Origin of the sequence: Streptomyces sp. NPDC006879 (assembly GCF_042869595.1) — a bacterium.
GTDB lineage: Bacteria > Actinomycetota > Actinomycetes > Streptomycetales > Streptomycetaceae > Streptomyces.
Genome location: NZ_JBIAGC010000014.1, coordinates 52572 through 70623 on the forward strand (window position 1 = coordinate 52572; position 18052 = coordinate 70623).

An 18052-nucleotide genomic window follows, 5' to 3' on the forward strand; every position below is an offset into this window, starting at 1 on the left:
GTATCTACGGAACACGGAGTCAACGGTTCCGAAAAATACGGCAGTCCGGGCCCACCCTGTCCAATCGAGCCGCACGTGCGGCTTACTCCACCGCTCAAGTGCACGGGTCAGCACAGCGATACCGCCAATCGGGAGACGGTGGCGGCCCCGACGAGCCGCTGGGCGGTGCCACGGGGTACGGAGAGGACCACCAACGCGCCCTCGGCGAGGCCCTCTTCAGGCCCTGGCACCTCGGTGACCTGGGCTGCCGTAGCCAACACCCGTGGGCGAGATGGTTGCTGTGCGGGGCTGCTGTCCACCGCCACTACGTCGACCCGGTCTCCCGGGCGCAGCAGGCGCACCGTCGCGGCGTCCGCGATCCGGACCGGAGCCGATACCAGGCGAGTGGCCTCGGCCCTGGGCGGGGGTGCTGCGGCCGGTGGCGCGCCCGGCCGGCCCGCCATGGTGACTGCGGGCGCGGGGCCGGTCGGGTGGGGAGGCTTGGAGGGCTCCTCGGCGCCGAAGGCCGCGCAGGCCAGTCCGATGGCCGCCGCGCCGAGCGCGGCGGCCACGGCCTGGCGCCGGTGACGGCCGGAGCCCGGCGGCCATCCGAATCGTCTGCCGACCCGCAGTGGTTTGAACTCCGGGATCTCCCGGGGCGCCGGATAGGCGCAGCCGGAGAGAGGGGCGACGGATGGGGTCGAGGGGGAGGGCATGGGGCCACCGCCGATCAGCGTCCGCTGTGAGCCGGACCCCCGGGTCCGGCGCCCGGACCCGCCGCCCGGACATTCCCCAGGGTCCGCCCACGGTCCGCGGGCCGCCGGTGACTGTGGACAGCCTGAGCTCTGTGGATAAGCCGCTCACCCGTGTGGGGGAGTATTCAGAGGATCAGGGCAGTTCGATCCCCAGCTCCCAGCCGTCGTGCGCGCGGGAGCACAGGCAGTCCCGCGCCTCGTTTCTGGGAAGCTCTGCCACGGCGTCGAAGAGCACTTTGCGTAGCCTGCCCACGTTCTGCCCGAACACCTGGAGCACTTCGGTGTGGGAGACGCCCTCGCCGGTCTCGGCGCCCGCATCGAGGTCGGTGACCAGGGCCACGGCGGTGTAGCAGAGCCCCAGCTCTCGGGCGAGCACCGCTTCGGGGTGGCCGGTCATGCCGACGACCGATCCTCCCATGGCCGCGTACCACCGCGACTCGGCGCGGGTGGAGAAGCGCGGCCCCTCGATGACGACCAGCGTGCCGCCGTCCACCGGTTCCCATTCCCGGCCGCGGGCGGCGGCCAATGCCACGGCCCGGCCGGTCTGGCAGTACGGGTCGGCGAAGGTCGTGTGGACCACGTTGGGGACCTGACCGTCCGGGCGCGGTACCCCGTCGAAGTAGGTCTGGACGCGGGCGCTCGTACGGTCGATCAGTTGGTCCGCGACGAGGAGCGTGCCCGGACCGTATTCGGGTCGCAGGCCACCCACGGCGCAGGGCGCGAGTATCTGGCGGACGCCCAGCGAGCGCAGGGCCCAGAGGTTGGCCCGGTAGTTGATCTTGTGGGGTGGGAGGTGATGGCCACGGCCGTGACGGGGGAGGAAGGCCACTTGCCGACCGGCCACCGTGCCGAGGAACAGGGAGTCGCTGGGCTTTCCGTACGGTGTGTCCACCTCGTACTCGGAGACGTCCTCCAGGAAGGAGTACAGGCCCGAGCCGCCGATGACACCGATCTCTGCGTTCGCCATGGAGCACACCCTAAGGGCGGGTGGGCTGAGCTCCGCGGGACGTGCAGCGGCCGAGGCCCCCACCGCCGGCGCGGCGGAGCCGCCGGGCAGTCGGCCCGTGCGAGGTGGGGGGCCGCGAGGTGCTGGTGCCGGTCAGGCAGCCGTGGTGCTGCTGGCGGAGCCGCTGCTGCTGCTCGTGGCGGGGGCGCTGGGCGACGAGGAAGCCGCCGCAGGCGCCGGGCTGGCCGGCTTGGACGCAGGGGTGCTCGACGACGACGAACCCCGGCTGTCATTGCGGTAGAAGCCGGAACCCTTGAAGACGATGCCGACCGCGGAGAACACCTTCTTCAGGCGTCCCTGGCAGTTCGGGCACTCGGTCAAGGCGTCGTCGGTGAACTTCTGGACCGCCTCAAGGCCCTCGCCGCACTCGGTGCACTGGTACTGGTAGGTCGGCACTTGTCTTCCTCCTGGCACTCTCACTCGATGAGTGCTAACGACGGTCCATAGTGACGTATTCCGCTGGATCAGTCCACCGTCACCGGCACTCGGTGACCGATGCCACGCTCCGCGCGGGTGTCCGCACGGGGCTGCCGGGCGGTTTCCCCGTGCGCTTGCGCGGACGCGCTGACCACCCGACCGGGCGCGTTCGGTGCCAGTCGGGCGCGCAGCACCACAAGCGTGAGCAGGGCCACCGCAGTGGCGGCCAGCGGCACCAGGAAGCCGGAGCTGGCGCCGAAGGAGTCGGCGAGTCGACCTGCCACGGTCACGGCCAGCGCCTGCCCGAAGGCGACGGCGCCGGTCAGCCAGGTGAAGGCCTCGGTCCGCGCGGTGGCCGGCACCAACTTCTCCACCAGCGTGTAGCCGGTGATCAGCGCCGGTGCGATGCACAGGCCGACCAGCAGGCCGAGTCCGCCCAGGAGCGGCGCCGAGTGCACGGCCCACAGCCCCGAGGCGGCCAACGTGAGCCCGGTGTACCCGAGGAGGAGACGCCGGCGGGGGCCGACCTTCCACGCGATGGCGCCACAGGCGATGCCGGCGAGCATGTTGCCGGCCGCGAAGACGCCGTAGAGCAGGCCGTTGACGCCGGGGTTGCCGATCTCCTCGGAGAAGGCGGTCAGCGAGACCTGCATGCCGCCGAAGACGGCGCCGATGCCGAGGAAGGCGACGATCAGGACGCGCACGCCGGGTACGGAGAGCGCGGAGGACCGCTTCTCGGCGGTGCTTCCGCGGCCGTGCGGCTTGGGCTGGGTGGTGCGCTGCGCGGCGAAGAGCAGGCCGCCCGCCAGGGTCAGGGCAGCTTCGGCGACGAGGCCGGCGGCCGGGTGCACCGAGGTGCAGAGGAAGGTCGCGAGCACCGGGCCGACGACGAAGGTGAACTCGTCGGTGACCGACTCGAAGGCCGCTGCCGTCTGCATCAGCGGGGAGCCTTCGAGGCGGGCTGCCCAGCGGGCCCGCACCATGGGGCCCACCTGCGGGACGGAGGCGCCGGCGGGGATCGCAGCGGCTGCCAGCGCCCACAGCGGGGCGTCGAGGAGGGCGAGCGCGGTCAGGGCGCTCACGGCCGCGGAGTGGGTCAGGACCACCGGGACCAGCACGGCGCTCTGGCCGAAGCGGTCGGCGAGCTTGCCCATCTGCGGGGCGAAGACCGCCATGGAGATGCCGGTGACGGCGGCGACCAGACCGGCGCTACCGAAGGAACCGGTGGTGTGCTGGACGAGCAGCACGATGCCGATGGTCAGCATCGCGAAGGGCTGGCGTGCGGCGAAGCCGGGGATCAGGAAGCTGAGTGCGCCAGGTGTGCGCAGCAGTTGTCCGTAGCCGGGGCGGGACTGCTTCTCGGTCGTGACCGCGGATGTCACGGCCTTGCCTTTCCGCTGCCTGGTAGTGCTCCCCGGCGGACGGGCGCCGGCTTCGTGGGCCGGGCCCGTTGGTGGGAGCCCCGAGAGCTGTCCTCATGCGCAGAACCGGGGTAGATACCTGGGCCATCCACTGCGGAAGGGGGCCACGGCCGCCGGGCGGTCGCGCCAGCTCTGCGTCAGACAGAGTTGGTCATCGATATGTGTGCCTTCATGGTACAGGCAATCCTCGAAGCCGGTCCTGTGATTCCACCTACAGGTCTCGTCTTCACCTGTGATTGGCGGGCGGTCGGCCTGATCAACCCCGACTTCTGGTGCTGCCGCCGTGGTTGCCGGTGCCGAGCCATCCGGCCAGCTTTCCGCCGTGCGCCACCGCACGCAGCCGGGCCTCGGCGGCGTCCCGCACCGGGTCGGTGCTGACCACCAGCAGTTCGTCCCGGCGCCGTAGCACCGTGGAGGGCAGGGGCACGAAGCTCCTCCCGTCCCGCACCACCAGGGTCACCGCCGCTCCGGCCGGCAGCCGGAGTTCGCTGACCTCGACTCCGTGCATGCGGGAGGACTCCGGGACGGAGAAGGACAGCAGGTGCCCGCGCAGCCGTTCCAGTGGGGCCGATTCGATGCCGAGGTCGGTGGTTCCCGCGTCGGGGCCGCCGAGCTTCAGCTTCCGCGCCACCCAGGGCAGGGTGGGGCCCTGGATGAGCGTGTAGACCACCACGAGCACGAAGACGATGTTGAAGACCCGGTCGCTGCCCTCGATCCCGTACACCATGGGGATGGTCGCCAGGATGATGGGGACGGCGCCGCGCAGGCCGGCCCAGGACATCAAGGCCTTCTCCCGCCAGGGCACCCGGAAGGGCAACAGGCTGAGGAAGACCTCCAGGGGGCGGGCCACCATGGTCAGCACCAGGCCGATGATCACGGCCGGCCAGAAGTCGTTGACCAGGTCAGACGGGGTCACCAGCAGTCCGAGGATGACGAACATGCCGATCTGCGCGATCCAGCCGAGGCCGTCTGCGAATCCGCGGGTGGCGGGCCAGTGCGGCAGTTTGGCGTTGCCGAGCACCATGGCGGCCAGGTACACCGCCAGGAAGCCGCTGCCGTGCACCAGGGCGCCGGCGGCGTAGGCGCTGACCGCGATGGCCATGACGGCGATCGGGTAGAGGCCGGAGGCAGGGAGCGCCACGTGGCGCAGGCCGAAGGCGCCGAGCCAGCCGACAGCCAGGCCGACGGCGGCACCGATCGCGAGCTCCAGCATGATCTTGCCGACGAGTACGTACCACTCGTCTACCGGGCCGACGGTGGAGAAGGCGACCACGAGGATCACCACGGGGGCGTCGTTGAAGCCCGACTCGGCTTCCAGGACGCCCGTCACGCGGGCCGGCAGCGGCACCTTGCGCAGCACAGAGAACACCGCTGCGGCGTCCGTTGAGGAGACCACCGCGCCGATGATCAGGGCCTGCCGCCACTCCAGTCCCACGAGGTAGTGGGCGCCGGCGGCGGTCACTCCCACGCTGATCGCCACACCCACCAAAGAGAGCACGACGGCAGCCGGCAGGGCGGGTCTGATCTCTTTCCACTTGGTGCCCAGCCCACCCTCGGCGAGGATCACGACCAGTGCTGCATAGCCGATGACCTGCGTGAGTTCGGCGTTGTCGAAGCCGACGTTGCCGATGCCGTCCTGACCGATCGCGACCCCGATGCCCAGGTAGATGAGCAGGCTGGGGAGGCCGCTGCGCGAGGAGATGCGCACCGCCGCGACGGCGATGAGCAGCACGACCGAGCAGATCAGTAGGAGCTCGTTGAGTTGGTGGACAGTCAGTGGGCGGCCCTTCCCTCGGATTGCCCGTCGGATCGTTACTCCGACGGACGGTACTTCGTTACCTTACCTAATCTTTGATGGGTTCTTAACGCTGCCCTTCTCAACCTAGACGCGTGTTCGAGGCAGTCCCTGACACCGCGTCCGAGCGCGGTGGACGCTGCGCCTATGGTTGCTCCCAGCACTCCAGGACCACCCTGCCCCTCGAAGGACAGCGATGCCCGCGAACGAATCCGTCCCTTCCCCCAAGAAGAAGGGGCGACGTGCCCGTCTGATCGTGCTCCTCCTGGTCCTGGCGCTCGTAGCGGGCCTCGGCTACGGCGTGTACTGGAGCGTCGACAGCGTGCGGGCCTCCGCTCCCCAGACGACGGGTGAGATCCAGCTCGCCGGGCTCAGCGGCCCCGTCGAGGTCAAAAGGGACGCCAAGGGCATCCCGCAGTTGTACGCGGACAGTGACGTAGATCTCTTTCGCGCACAGGGTTTCGTGCACGCGCAGGACCGCTTCTGGGAGATGGACGTCCGTCGCCACCTGACCTCCGGCCGCTTGTCGGAGATGTTCGGCAGCGGCCAGGTGGAGACCGACGCCTTCCTGCGTACCCTCGGCTGGCACCGGGTCGCGCAGGCCGAGTACGACTCCAAGCTCTCCCCGGAGACCAAGAAGTACCTCCAGGCCTACGCCGACGGGGTCAACGCCTACCTGAAGGACCGCTCGGGCAAGCAGCTGTCCGTGGAGCACGCGGCGCTGGACCTGGACAGCAACTACCGGCCCGAGAAGTGGACCCCGATCGATTCGGTGGCCTGGCTCAAGGCGATGGCCTGGGATCTGCGCGGCAACATCCAGGACGAGATCGACCGCTCCTTGATGTCCGAACGGCTCTCCTCGAAGCAGATCGACGAGCTCTACCCGCCCTACCCCTTCAACCGGAACCGGCCGATCGTGGTCGGCGGCTCGGTGGACTCCGCCACCGAGGAGTTCCAGCCGGACGGGGCGGAGTCTTCGGGTTCCTCCGGTGGTGGTTTCGACGGCGCCGCCGGGTCCGGCACGGCCGGCACGACCGTCCAGGGCGCCGCGCAGGGGGTCAGCGCCCAGCTCGGCGCCCTGGCCAAGACCCTCGACCAGATCCCGGCGCTGCTCGGCCCCAACGGCAGTGGCATCGGCTCGAACTCGTGGGTGGTCTCCGGCAAACACACCACCACCGGCAAGCCGCTGCTCGCCAATGATCCGCACCTGGCTCCGATGCTGCCCTCGCTCTGGTACCAGATGGGCCTGCACTGCCGCACGGCCTCTGCGCAGTGTCGCTACGACGTATCCGGTTTCACCTTCTCCGGCATGCCCGGCGTGATCATCGGCCACAACCAGGACATCGCCTGGGGCTTCACCAACAACGGGGCCGACGTCACCGACCTCTACCTGGAGCAGGTGTCGCCGGAGGGCTACCGCCTCGATGGCAAGACCGTGCCCTTCACCACCCGCGAAGAGGTCATCAAGGTGGCCGGCGGAGCCAGCAAGAAGATCACCGTCCGGTCCACCGGCAACGGTCCCCTGGTCTCCGACCGCAGCGACTCCCTGACTGCCGTCGGAGCCCGCGCGCCCGTCTCCAGTTCCGCTCCCGACCGCGGCGCCGGTTACGCCGTGGCGCTGCGCTGGACCGCACTGGACCCGGGCAACTCCATGGACGCCGTCTTCAAGATCAATCGCGCCACGGACTTCGAGTCCTTCCGCAAGGCCGCCCGGGACTTCGAGGTGCCCTCGCAGAACTTGGTCTATGCCGACGCCAAGGGCGCACAGGGCCACATCGGGTACCAGATGCCGGGCAAGGTGCCGGTCCGCGGCGCCGGTGACGGCCGGATGCCGGTGCCCGGCTGGGACCCCAAGTACAAGTGGAAGGGCTACATCCCCTTCGCTGAACTGCCGTACGCCCAAGACCCCGAGCGCGGTTTCATCGTCACCGCCAATCAGGCGGCGATCGAGGCCGGAGACGGCAAGTACCCGCACGTGCTGACCACCGACTGGGGCTATGGCGTGCGCAGCCAGCGCATCAACGACCTCCTGGAAGCGAAGATCGCGGACGGTGGCAAGGTCTCCACCGACGACATGCGCACCATGCAGATGGACAACAGCAGCGAGATCGCGACGCTGCTCGCCCCCATCCTCGCCAAACTCGACGTCGCGGATCCCGAGGTCCGCGAGGCCCAGCGGCTGCTCGACGGCTGGAACTACACCCAGGAGCCGGACTCCGCTGCCGCCGCGTACTTCAATGCGGTCTGGCGCAACATCCTCAAACTCGCCTTCGGGGACAAACTGCCCAAGGAGCTCAGGGTCGAGGACAGCTGTCTGAACGTACGGGCCTCCGGAACCGGCCCCGCCGACGACCTCGCCGAGGTGGTCCGCGAGTGCGGCGAGCGGTCCGCGGACAGTGCCCAGCCCGACGGCGGGGACCGCTGGTTCGAGGTGGTGCGCAAGCTGATCAAGAACGAGGACTCCGCCTGGTGGCAGTCTCCGCGCACCCGCCTGGATCCGGCTACCAAGACCCGCGACGAGCTCTTCGCCCGTGCCATGAAGGACGCCCGGTGGGAGCTGACGGCCAAGCTCGGCAAGGACATCAACACCTGGAGCTGGGGCCGACTGCACCGGCTGATGCTGAACAACCAGACCCTGGGCACCGAGGGCCCCGGCTTCCTCCAGTGGCTCCTCAACCGCGGCCCCTGGAACCTGGGCGGTGGTGAGGCGGCAGTCAACGCCACGGGCTGGAACGCGGCGTCCGGCTACGAGGTCAGCTGGGTCCCGTCGATGCGGATGGTCGTCAGCCTGGGCGCCCTGGACAAGTCCCGCTGGATCAACCTCAGTGGCGCCTCCGGGCACGCCTATGACGACCACTACACCGACCAGACACAGATGTGGGTCAAGGGTGAGCTACTGGACTGGGCGTTCACCAAGGAGGCCGTCGACAAGACGACCGTGGACACCTTGACGCTCAAGCCCTGAGGCCCTACGGCGCGAAGCGCCGGACTCCTGAGGGGGTCACCACCGCGTGCACGGGGTGGTCGTGCGGTTCCTGCGGGACCCGGGCGACCACCTCGTGGTCGTAGAGGAGCACCACCAGTGCCGGATGTGCGCCCGCCCGCTCCAGCCGCGCCAGTACCCGGTCGTAGGAACCACCGCCGCGCCCCAACCTCATCCCGCGGCCGTCCACGGCCAAGCCCGGCAACAACACGGCGTCGGCCTCCACCACCGCCTGCGGGCCCAGTGGCGTGGCGGACGGCTCCAGCAGGCGCATCTTGCCCGGGTGCCCGACGTTCATCAGTCGGCCCGCCCCTTCGTACACGGCCCAGTCGAGGTCGTTGTCCGGGAGCAGGAGGGGGAGCAGTACCCGGGTGCCACGCTCACGCAAGGCGTCGAGCAGCGACCGCGTCCCCGGTTCGGTCCCCACCGAGACGTAGGCGGCGACGGTACCCGCCCCGGCCAGCTCGGGAAGTTCCAGCGCGCGCCTGGCCAGCGAGTGGCCGGTGGCTGAGGCCTGGTCCGGGGTGAGTTGTCGCCGGGCGGCGAGCAGCTCGCGCCGGATGCCCGCCTTGTCGGTTCCGCCGGGGCCAACTGCTGTGCTCACGTGCTCCCCAAACCCTTCAAATCATCAGATTTTTATCTGAAAGCCAAATTTCATTGCAGGTGGTGCGGATATGGTGCCGCCATGACTGAGTCTGGAGCAGTGATCAGCAAGGCTGTCATTCCCGCGGCGGGCCTCGGCACGCGCTTCCTGCCGGCTACCAAGGCCACGCCCAAGGAGATGCTCCCCGTCGTGGACAAGCCGGCCATCCAGTATGTGGTGGAGGAAGCGGTCGCCGCGGGGCTTTCCGACGTACTCATGGTCACGGGGCGCAACAAGCGGCCCCTGGAGGACCACTTCGACCGCAACTACGAGCTGGAATCGGCCCTGGAGACCAAGGGCGACGAAGCGCGCCTGCAGCGAGTCCAGGAGTCCAGCGACCTCGCCACCATGCACTACGTCCGTCAGGGCGACCCGCGGGGGCTCGGCCACGCGGTGCTGTGCGCGGCGCCGCACGTGGGTGACCAGCCCTTCGCCGTACTGCTGGGCGACGACCTCATCGACCCGCGCGACCCGCTGCTCGCCCGCATGGTGCAGACCCGGGCCGAGCGCGGCGGCAGCGTGATCGCACTGATGGAGGTCGCGCCCGAGCAGATCCACCTGTACGGCTGCGCTGCGGTCAAGCCGGTCGAAGGCGGCGACGGTGACCTCGTGCGGGTCACCGACCTGGTGGAGAAGCCGGATCCAGCCGAGGCACCCAGCAACTACGCGATCATCGGCCGGTACGTCCTGGACCCCGCGGTCTTCGGCATACTGCGGGAGACCGAGCCGGGCCGCGGTGGGGAGATCCAGCTCACCGACGCCCTGCAGAAGCTGGCTGCCGACGAGAAGGTCGGTGGCCCGGTGTTCGGGGTGATCTTCAGGGGTCGCCGCTACGACACCGGCGACCGCGGGGACTATCTGCGGGCCATCGTCAGACTCGCGTGCGAACGTGAAGACCTGGGCCCGGAGTTCCGGGACTGGCTTCGCAGTTACGTCGACGAGGAGATGTAGCACGTTGAGCAGCACCGCAGTACCGGACACCGGCGAGGACGCCCAGCGACTGTGGTCGGTGGACGAGCACCTCGCCGACGTCCTCGAAGCCGTCCGCCCGCTGGAACCCATCGAACTCCAGCTGCTCGATGCCCAGGGCTGCGTCCTGGTCGAGGACGTGACCGTCCCCGTCGCCCTGCCTCCCTTCGACAACAGTTCGATGGACGGCTACGCAGTGCGCACGGCCGACGTGACGGGTGCGACCGAGGAGTTCCCCGCGGTGCTGAACGTCATCGGCGACATCGCCGCTGGAAGCGGTCCCCTGCCCACCGTGGGTCCCGGCGAATGCGCCCGGATCATGACCGGCGCGCCGCTGCCGCCGGGAGCGGAAGCCGTCGTGCCGGTCGAGTGGACCGACGGCGGCACCGGGGCGGGCACCGCCACTGGCATGACCGCCGCCAGCGCCGCCCCCGAGGGCGCCGGCGGCGAGGTTCGGGTCTACCGGTCCGCCCAGGCCCGAGCCCACGTACGGGCTCGCGGCAGCGATGTCGAGGCGGGCGACCTCGCACTCGCCGCCGGCACGGTTCTCGGCCCCCCTCAGATCGCGCTCCTCGCCGCGATCGGGCGGGGCACCGTGCGGGTGCGGCCACGCCCCAGGGTGGTGGTGCTCTCCACCGGTAGCGAACTCGTCCAACCCGGCGAACCGTTGACCGAAGGCCGGATCTACGATTCCAACAGCTTCGCGCTGGCCGCCGCGGCCCGGGACGCGGGAGCACTCGCCTACCGGGTCGGGGCGGTCGCGGACGAGGCCGACATCCTGCGCGCGACCATCGAGGACCAGCTGATCAGGGCCGATCTCGTGGTGACCACCGGAGGGGTGAGCGTGGGCGCCTACGACGTGGTCAAGGAGGCGCTGTCCTCAGTGGGTGACGCGGACGAGGAGGGTTCCGGGATCGACTTCCGCAAGTTGGCCATGCAGCCCGGAAAACCACAGGGGTTCGGTTCCATCGGTCCCGACCACACCCCGCTGATGGCCCTGCCGGGCAATCCGGTCTCCTGCTACGTGTCCTTCGAACTCTTTGTGCGGCCCGCTATCCGGGCGCTGATGGGACTCGCCGATCTGCATCGCCCTTCGGTGAGGGCCGTCGTGCGAGTCGATCAGGCGCTGAAGTCCCCGGCCGGGCGGCGCCAGTTCCTGCGCGGCAGCTATGAGCAGACGAGCGGCACCGTCACCCCGGTGGGTGGCTCCGGCTCGCACCTGATCGCCGCACTGGCTCACGCCGACTCGCTGATCGTCGTGCCCGAGGAGCTCACCTCGGTGGAGTCCGGCACCGAGCTGGAGGTGGTCCTGCTCGGCTGATCCACGTTCCGGCCGGGTACCGTGTGCCCCTACGCAGGCCCCGTGCAGATCCCCTGCGGGGCCCGGACCGGGAGCGGTACGTGAGCACGAACGACAAGCTGACCCACATCGACGAGGCCGGCGCTGCCCGGATGGTCGATGTGTCGGGGAAGGACGTCACCACCCGCACGGCCCGCGCCAGCGGCCGGGTGCGGGTGGCGCCGCGGGTGATCGAGCTGCTGCGCGGCGAGGGAGTGCCGAAGGGCGACGCACTCGCCACCGCGCGGATCGCCGGCATCATGGGCGCGAAGAAGACCCCTGAGCTGATCCCGCTGTGCCACCCGCTGGCCGTCTCCGGCGTCAAGGTCGACCTGACGGTGGTCGACGACGCCGTCGAGATCCGTGCCACCGTGAAGACCTCCGACCGCACCGGAGTGGAGATGGAGGCTCTCACGGCCGTCGCGGTCGCCGGGCTGACCGTGATCGACATGGTCAAGGCCGTGGACAAGGGCGCGGTGATCACGGACGTACGGGTGGAGGAGAAGACGGGCGGCAAGTCGGGCGACTGGAGCCGCTCATGAGCCCCTCTCCACGCGGCGGCGAGGCCCACAGCCACAGTCGGCCCGTCGAACCGGCCGAGGCGACCTCTCCGGTCGCATCCGGCGGCGAAGCCCCCCGCGCCTTGGTGGTGACCGCCTCCAACCGGGCCTCCGCCGGCGTGTACGCCGATCGCGGTGGACCGCTGCTCGCCGAGGCCCTCACCGGCCTGGGGTTCCTCGTGGACGGCCCCCGGGTGGTTCCGGATGGTGACCCGGTGGAGCAGGCGCTGCGCGAGGGCGTCGGCGCCGGCTACGCGGTCATCCTGACCACGGGCGGTACGGGCATCTCACCGACGGACCGCACTCCCGAGGCCACGGCCCGGGTGCTGGACTACCCGGTTCCGGGCATCCCGGAGGCGATCCGGGCCGAGGGGCTGGCCAAGGTCCCCACGGCAGCGCTCTCGCGCGGCCTCGCGGGAGTCGCCGGCCGCACCCTGATCGTCAACTTGCCCGGCTCCACGGGCGGGGTGCGCGACGGGATCGTGGTCCTCCGCCGCCTCCTCCTGCACGCCGTGGACCAGATCCGGGGTGGCGACCACCCCAGCCCCACGGGGGGCCCGAGCTGAACACCCGTTCCTGGCCCGTGGTCCTGGCGGACGGTCCGGTGCTCCTCCGCCCGATAAGGCTGCGCGACCAGAGCACGTGGCGTGAGGTGAACCGGCGCAACAGGGAATGGCTGCGGCCTTGGGAGGCGACCGTTCCGCCCCCAGGGCCGGGCGGACCGGCGACCCGGCGCCCGACCTACCGTCAAATGGTGCGCCATCTCAGGGCGGAGGCCGTCGCGGGCCGCATGCTCCCGTTCGTCATCGAGTACGAGGGTCGGCTGGTTGGCCAGCTCACGGTGGCGGGCATCACCTGGGGCTCGATGTGCGCGGGGCACATCGGCTACTGGGTGGACAGCCAGGTGGCCGGTCGTGGCGTGATGCCGACGGCGGTGGCCCTGGCCGTGGACCACTGCTTCCGGACGGTGGGGCTGCACCGAATCGAGGTGTGTATCCGCCCCGAGAACGGCCCGAGCCGACGGGTGGTGGAGAAGCTCGGATTCCGTGAGGAGGGGCTTCGGCCCCGATATCTGCACATCGACGGTGCTTGGCGTGACCATCTGGTGTTCGCGCTCACGGAGGAGGAGGTGCCTGAAGGAATGCTCCAGCGATGGCACCAGGTCAGACACTGAGCGCTCGCTTATCAAAGAAATAAAATAAGTGTTCGAATAAAGTGCTCATTTGGTCGTCTGCTGAGCCAATCAATCACAAAAAAACTCCGTGATATGAGCCAGATCGTGCGACACACCGGGCCAATTGGCGTATGCCCTCGCGCTGACCCCTCTACGGTGTGTTGTGTGAGCAGCAGCGGCCTCATCTATGCAGTCATCGTCGGGGCCTGGGCCGCCTACCTGGTGCCCATGTGGCTCCGGAGGCAGGACGAGCTGAACGAAGCCCGTCCGACGGAACGCTTCTCCACCGCCATCCGGCTGCTGTCCGGGCGGGCGGCCATGGAGCGCCGTTATGCCAAGGAGTTGCGAGAGCGCGGCAACGAGGAGGCCGGACCCCGAGCCGACCCGGACGCGAAGACGGAAGCGATCAGCCCCGTCGACGTCCGGGCCTCCAGCGCGCCCCGAGTCAAGAGTGAACAGCGGCCGGTAGACCCCTTGGCGAGAGCCGCAGAGGAGCGAGCCCGGCGCGCCAAACGTTCCAAGGTCCTGGCGCGGCGCCGGCGTACCACCGTCGTCCTCTTCCTCGCCTTCACCCTCGGCGCCGTCGTCGCCGCGGTCGGCGGCCTGCACTTCCTGTGGGCTCCTTCGATCCCGGCGGTGATGCTGAGCGCCTACATCGTGCACCTGAGGGTCCAAGAGCGTCGGCGCTTCGTGTTCACCATGGACCGCCGCCGGGCCGAAGTGGCCGCGCAGCAGTTGCGCGAGAGCCGACCGCGTCAGCGCCGCGAAGCGCCCCCGGTCGCCGAGACGAACTCGGAGCCCGAACCGGCTCCGCCGCTCTCTCCGCAGGAGGCGGGGCGCCGGGCCCTCGTCGAACAGACCGATCACGCCGAGTGGGTGGACCAGCAGCGAGACCGGGGCCCGACCCGCGGTGAGAGTTGGGAGCCGGTGCCCGTGCCGTTGCCGACCTATGTGACCGCGCCGGTCGCGCCCCGGGCCACCGGAGCCACCTCGGACGGCTGGAGCGCGTCGCGATCGAGCACCGCGGACACCAACCCCAAGCTCCGTACCACCCCCGCGGCTGCCGAGGGCGCCTCCCGGGCCGAGCCGACCGCGGACGGCGCTCGCCGCCAGCGCCCCGGTCAGCAGCGCCGTCCGCGGGAGCGGGGGCGTACACCGCTCTTCGACCAGTACGAGGGCGAGGACCGGCCGCGCGCGGCGAACGAGTGAGGCGTGACCTGCGGGGAGCGGATTTTTAGATCCTCCGACGGGGATGCTAATGTTTCACACGTCGCAGGGGCCTGTGGCGCAGTCTGGTAGCGCACCTCGTTCGCATCGAGGGGGTCTGGGGTTCAAATCCCCACAGGTCCACAGACGACTGTTCTTGAGTAGCTCTCAGGAACGTTGACGAGATCCCGTCCGATCGCACGATCGGGCGGGATCTTCGTCGTGTAGGGGGTCGATCGATGCCCGTCCGGGGTGGTGGAACGGCTGGTCAAGCCGGGGACGGCCATCTCCACGCAGGCGGTCACACCCCGTGCCGTCGTCGACGGGATCAAGTAGCTGCCCGCCCGGGCCCGGTGACCTCGTAGCCGCCCCGGGCCGGCCCGTCACGGGGCGGCTCCGGGCGGCTTGGTGAGGGCGGCTGGTTATCGCTCCTGGTTCGAGGGGGCCGGAGAATTTTCCGGTCCCCGCCCTGTACTTCCCACGCCCAAGGTGCTGGCATGTGCGCGTCAAGGAGAGTTACCCTCCGGTACTTGCTCCCGTTCCAACGGCCCACCCGTGAACGGATGTCCGCGGGTCCGGGAGTCGCACACCGGCCGGGTGCCTCCGATAGTCAGCGCGCACCGGTCGGTTGCCCGTGAACACCCGGGCCGGCCCGTGCATCCCCAGCGGTGTCCAAGGAGGAACGTCATGCGAGTGAAAGCTCTCGGCTCACGCGTCCCGACGGTGGTGGTGGCGAGCCTGGCCCTGGTCGGCCTCGCCCTGGGGCCGGCGTCGGCTGCCGAAACCCCGGTGGACTTCGACTGTCAGGCCAAACCGCCGATCGGCTCCGCCCAGACCCTGACGCTCGGTGCCGGGGTGGACGCGTCGGCGCCCGAAACGGTCGCGGCCGGCGGTTCCTTCGATGTCACCCTGTCCGCGGCGCCCATGACGGTGCCGGGATCCGTGGGCGGCTACACCGTGAAAACGATCAAGAACATCAAGCTCAGCGCCCCCGTCCCCGCCCATGCCACGTTGACGGGGCAGAGCCTGTCCGGCGGTTCCGGCATCGGATCGGGGACACCCAGCGTCAACGTGGTCGGTGACTCGATTGTGATGACGGTGCCCGGCCCGATCAGTGGAGGGCGCACCTTCACCCTGCCCACGCTCCGACTGGGCCTGCGGGCCGGTGCGGCCGGCGACACCGTACAGACCCGGCTGGCGGGATCCAGCTACGGCGACCCGGGTCTCACCTTCACCGCCACCGTGCCGATCGTCTTCGTCACCGTCAACGTGCCGACCTCCTGCTACCCGGATCCCAGCCCCGTTCTCAGCTCCACCAGCATCACCTGAGCGACGAGTCGTCCCACGCCCTTTGAGAGGGCGTCGCTTCCCGTTTCCCGGTGTGGGAGGCGACGGGTGATGTGCTTGCCCCATGCGACGTCTCCACCCACTTGCCCGGCTGCGCCGTCGGGCAGCCGCTCTGATCGCGGCCATCGCCGAGGCGCTGCGGGTTGCGAGCGGTGCGTCCCGAGCCGGTGGGGGCCCTTTGGGGGTCGGGGCGCCCGTCGGAGGGCGGGCGCCCCGACCGGGCGGCCTTCGCAGCGTCCCGCGGCGGCTACCCGAGAGGGTTCCTCAGCCTCGCTCGGCGCCGAGCGTCTTGGCGTAGCAGCGGCTGGAGTCGTAGTCCCGGTAGTGCCCGAACTTGGCGCAGGGGGTGTAGCCCGCAGAGCGGTACAGGGCGATCGCCTCGGGCTGCTTATCGCCCGTTTCCAAGGCCATGCGGATGCGGCCCGCATCCCTCGCGCTCGCTTCCAGTTCCGTCAGGAGCAGACGCGCCAGGCCCAGGCCCCGGGCCTCGGGCACCACGTACATGCGCTTGAGCTCCGCGTCGCCGTCCGTGTGCCCCAGCGGATTGTGGTCCATGGCCCGCCAGCCACCGCTGGCGACGGGTACGCCGGCGGCGTCGTAGACGAGCAGGTAGGTGCCGTTCGGTGGGGCGAACATGGCGGGATCCAGTGGAGTCGCGTCGCCGTCGCCTTCGTAGCGCTGGACGTATTCCAACTGCACCTGGTCGTTGAGTTTGACCGCGTCCGGGTGGTCGTACGGTGTTGTGCGGATCTCGAACCCGTTCAGCATTCGAACAGCCTACAAGCGCCCCGGTGGGCGCGTCGGCGGTGGCGGGGTGCGGGCGGGTATGGTGCCGGGATGCTCACCGTGACCTCCGTGAACGTGAACGGCCTGCGTGCCGCGGCCAAGAAGGGGTTCGTGCCCTGGCTGGCGGCCACCGAAGCCGATGTGATCTGCCTCCAGGAAGTGCGCGCCGAGCCCGGCCAGCTGCCCGAGGAGGTCCGCGAGCCCGACGGCTGGCACGTCGTGCACGCACCGGCCGCCACCAAGGGGCGGGCGGGTGTCTCGCTGTATGCGCGCCGCGCTCCCGAGCGGGTGCAGATCGGCTTCGGGAGTGCCGAGTTCGACGGCAGCGGTCGCTACCTGGAAGTCGACCTGCCCGGGGTGACGGTCGCCAGCCTGTACCTGCCCTCGGGTGAGGCGGGGACCGCCAAGCAGGACGAGAAGATGCGTTTCATGGGGGAGTTCCTGCCGTACCTGGCGCGGCTCAGGGAGCGGGCCGCGGCCGATGGTCGAGAGGTGCTGGTCTGCGGGGACTGGAACATCTGCCACCAGGAGGCGGACCTCAAGAACTGGAAGACCAACCGCAAGAGCGCCGGTTTCCTGCCCGAGGAGCGTGCCTGGCTCTCCCAGGTCTACGAGGAGGCGGGCTATGTGGACGTCGTCCGGGCGCAGCATCCGGAGCAGGCCGGGCCGTACTCGTGGTGGTCCTACCGGGGGCGGGCCTTCGACAACGACGCGGGGTGGCGCATCGATCTGCACGTGGCCACGCCGGGCTTGGCGCAGCGGGCCGTGAAGGCGTACGTGGAGCGGGCCGTGACCCATCCCGAGCGGTGGTCCGACCACGCTCCGGTGACGGTCCAGTACCTGTGAGGGGAGCGCGGCAGAAGGCGCCGTGCCGGGTCGTCCCCGTCGCTCAGGGCCCGCGCAGTTCGCGGTCCAGGGCCATCGACAGCTCGGCTTCCACCACGCTCTTCGCCAGCGGGCGTAGCCGGTCCACGGCGGCCGGGAGCCCGATGGCGTCCGGGTCGGTGTGGGTGCGGATGAGCTCGGTGAACAGGGCGGCCATGGCTTGTGCGTGCTCGCGGACCTGGCGGCCGGCCTGGAGGACCGCGGCCAGCGGGACGCCTTCGCGGACCAGTGCCGATGACGCCTCCAACAGGCGGCTGCTGACGTGGACGATCTCTTCGCCGTCAGTGGCGACGTAGCCCAGGGCCAGCGAGGCGGCGAGGTTCTCCGGGGTCACCTCGCCCTCGAAGTAGTCGGCGAGGGCCTGCGGGGTGAGGCGGACCGGCACTTCCTCCGACCAGCCGCGCCGCGGGGCACTGCCGTCCGGGGCCGTGGTGTTCTCGTCGAGGCCCAGCAGGGCGGCCACGTCCCGGCCGTTCTCCCGGCCGTCCTCGAAGGCGGCGGTGAGGTCGGCGATGCCGCCGAGGGTGTGGCCGCGTTCCAGGAGCGCCGCGATGGTGCGCAGCCGGGCGAGGTGGCGGTCGTCGTACCAGGCGATCCTGCCCTCGCGCCGCGGTGGTGGCAGGAGTCCGCGTTCGCGGTAGTAGCGCAGGGTGCGCAGCGGGATGCCGGCCTCCCCGGCCAGCTCCGCCATCCGGTACTCGCGTACGGTGCCCTTCCCGGGCCGTTCTTCCGCCGTTGGCTGCGATGGTTCCGACACAGGGCGCAGCCTATGCGCATCGGCGCGGGC

At 70.2% G+C, this 18052-nt stretch carries 17 protein-coding genes and 1 tRNA gene; 10 read left to right on the forward strand and 8 right to left on the reverse strand.

The annotated features are described in order from the left end of the window. Positions 1-107: 107 nt before the first annotated feature. From ACFYMC_RS13915 to ACFYMC_RS13935, 5 genes are all read right to left on the reverse strand, one after another. A complete protein-coding gene (locus ACFYMC_RS13915; RefSeq protein WP_388523601.1) occupies positions 108-695 on the reverse strand; it encodes a hypothetical protein in 588 nt (195 codons plus the stop codon). Between the two features lie 172 nt (positions 696-867). Beyond that, positions 868-1701: an S-methyl-5'-thioadenosine phosphorylase gene (locus tag ACFYMC_RS13920; RefSeq protein ID WP_388523604.1), complete on the reverse strand. Its 834-nt coding sequence runs from the start codon at positions 1699-1701 to the stop codon at positions 868-870. Between the two features lie 132 nt (positions 1702-1833). Next, positions 1834-2136, reverse strand: a complete 303-nt coding sequence (locus ACFYMC_RS13925) for an FmdB family zinc ribbon protein (protein ID WP_388523607.1) — start codon at positions 2134-2136, stop codon at positions 1834-1836. Between the two features lie 68 nt (positions 2137-2204). After that, complete coding sequence (locus ACFYMC_RS13930; RefSeq protein ID WP_388523610.1) at positions 2205-3539, reverse strand: MFS transporter; 1335 nt, start codon at positions 3537-3539, stop codon at positions 2205-2207. Between the two features lie 295 nt (positions 3540-3834). Continuing rightward, the gene (locus tag ACFYMC_RS13935) at positions 3835-5388 is read right to left on the reverse strand and encodes a potassium/proton antiporter (protein ID WP_388523828.1); all 1554 of its coding nucleotides are present in this window, start codon (positions 5386-5388) and stop codon (positions 3835-3837) included. A 181-nt stretch (positions 5389-5569) separates the two neighbouring features. Here ACFYMC_RS13935 and ACFYMC_RS13940 point away from each other — a divergent pair, with 181 nt between their 5' ends. After that, positions 5570-8338, forward strand: a complete 2769-nt coding sequence (locus tag ACFYMC_RS13940) for a penicillin acylase family protein (RefSeq protein WP_388523613.1) — start codon at positions 5570-5572, stop codon at positions 8336-8338. Positions 8339-8342: 4 nt separating this feature from the next. On the opposite strand, the gene ACFYMC_RS13945 is transcribed toward ACFYMC_RS13940, so the two are convergent. Beyond that, a complete protein-coding gene (locus tag ACFYMC_RS13945) occupies positions 8343-8960 on the reverse strand; it encodes a 5-formyltetrahydrofolate cyclo-ligase (protein WP_388523616.1) in 618 nt (205 codons plus the stop codon). Positions 8961-9041: 81 nt separating this feature from the next. On the opposite strand from ACFYMC_RS13945, the gene galU reads away from it, so the two are divergent. From galU to ACFYMC_RS13985, 8 genes are all read left to right on the forward strand, one after another. Then, positions 9042-9950: a UTP--glucose-1-phosphate uridylyltransferase GalU gene (galU, locus tag ACFYMC_RS13950; protein WP_388523619.1), complete on the forward strand. Its 909-nt coding sequence runs from the start codon at positions 9042-9044 to the stop codon at positions 9948-9950. A 4-nt stretch (positions 9951-9954) separates the two neighbouring features. Further along, positions 9955-11289 carry a gephyrin-like molybdotransferase Glp gene (gene glp, locus ACFYMC_RS13955; protein ID WP_388523622.1) on the forward strand — a complete coding sequence of 445 codons (1335 nt, stop codon included), beginning with the start codon at positions 9955-9957 and terminating at the stop codon, positions 11287-11289. 80 nt (positions 11290-11369) lie between these two features. Then, complete coding sequence (gene moaC / locus ACFYMC_RS13960; RefSeq protein ID WP_388523625.1) at positions 11370-11849, forward strand: cyclic pyranopterin monophosphate synthase MoaC; 480 nt, start codon at positions 11370-11372, stop codon at positions 11847-11849. Continuing rightward, positions 11846-12433: a molybdenum cofactor biosynthesis protein B gene (locus ACFYMC_RS13965; RefSeq protein WP_388523628.1), complete on the forward strand. Its 588-nt coding sequence runs from the start codon at positions 11846-11848 to the stop codon at positions 12431-12433. Before moaC ends, ACFYMC_RS13965 begins: the two co-directional genes overlap by 4 nt. Positions 12434-12450: 17 nt before the next feature. After that, a complete protein-coding gene (locus ACFYMC_RS13970) occupies positions 12451-13041 on the forward strand; it encodes a GNAT family N-acetyltransferase (RefSeq protein WP_388523631.1) in 591 nt (196 codons plus the stop codon). Between the two features lie 165 nt (positions 13042-13206). Then, positions 13207-14250, forward strand: a complete 1044-nt coding sequence (locus ACFYMC_RS13975; RefSeq protein ID WP_388523634.1) for a hypothetical protein — start codon at positions 13207-13209, stop codon at positions 14248-14250. Between the two features lie 67 nt (positions 14251-14317). After that, a tRNA-Ala gene (locus ACFYMC_RS13980) sits at positions 14318-14391 on the forward strand. A gap of 543 nt (positions 14392-14934) precedes the next feature. Further along, complete coding sequence (locus ACFYMC_RS13985) at positions 14935-15576, forward strand: cyclase (RefSeq protein ID WP_388523637.1); 642 nt, start codon at positions 14935-14937, stop codon at positions 15574-15576. Between the two features lie 282 nt (positions 15577-15858). On the opposite strand, the gene ACFYMC_RS13990 is transcribed toward ACFYMC_RS13985, so the two are convergent. Beyond that, the gene (locus ACFYMC_RS13990) at positions 15859-16362 is read right to left on the reverse strand and encodes a GNAT family N-acetyltransferase (protein ID WP_388523640.1); all 504 of its coding nucleotides are present in this window, start codon (positions 16360-16362) and stop codon (positions 15859-15861) included. Between the two features lie 69 nt (positions 16363-16431). Between ACFYMC_RS13990 and ACFYMC_RS13995 the strand changes: the two genes are divergently transcribed. Further along, positions 16432-17226, forward strand: coding sequence for an exodeoxyribonuclease III (locus tag ACFYMC_RS13995; RefSeq protein ID WP_388523643.1), 795 nt, complete (start codon positions 16432-16434; stop codon positions 17224-17226). 43 nt (positions 17227-17269) lie between these two features. Here the strand turns inward: ACFYMC_RS13995 and ACFYMC_RS14000 are convergent, their stop codons facing one another. Further along, a complete protein-coding gene (locus ACFYMC_RS14000) occupies positions 17270-17956 on the reverse strand; it encodes a MerR family transcriptional regulator (protein ID WP_388523831.1) in 687 nt (228 codons plus the stop codon). Positions 17957-18052 lie beyond the last annotated feature (96 nt).

Coding starts and splice junctions, on each gene's coding strand:
- ACFYMC_RS13915 (WP_388523601.1), bottom strand. CDS start 695: ATGCCCTCCCCCTCGACCCCATCCGTCGCCCCTCTCTCCGGCTGCGCC.
- ACFYMC_RS13920 (WP_388523604.1), bottom strand. CDS start 1,701: ATGGCGAACGCAGAGATCGGTGTCATCGGCGGCTCGGGCCTGTACTCC.
- ACFYMC_RS13940 (WP_388523613.1), top strand. CDS start 5,570: ATGCCCGCGAACGAATCCGTCCCTTCCCCCAAGAAGAAGGGGCGACGT.
- galU (WP_388523619.1), top strand. CDS start 9,042: ATGACTGAGTCTGGAGCAGTGATCAGCAAGGCTGTCATTCCCGCGGCG.
- ACFYMC_RS13965 (WP_388523628.1), top strand. CDS start 11,846: ATGAGCCCCTCTCCACGCGGCGGCGAGGCCCACAGCCACAGTCGGCCC.
- ACFYMC_RS13985 (WP_388523637.1), top strand. CDS start 14,935: ATGCGAGTGAAAGCTCTCGGCTCACGCGTCCCGACGGTGGTGGTGGCG.
- ACFYMC_RS13990 (WP_388523640.1), bottom strand. CDS start 16,362: ATGCTGAACGGGTTCGAGATCCGCACAACACCGTACGACCACCCGGAC.
- ACFYMC_RS13995 (WP_388523643.1), top strand. CDS start 16,432: ATGCTCACCGTGACCTCCGTGAACGTGAACGGCCTGCGTGCCGCGGCC.
- ACFYMC_RS14000 (WP_388523831.1), bottom strand. CDS start 17,956: ATGGCGGAGCTGGCCGGGGAGGCCGGCATCCCGCTGCGCACCCTGCGC.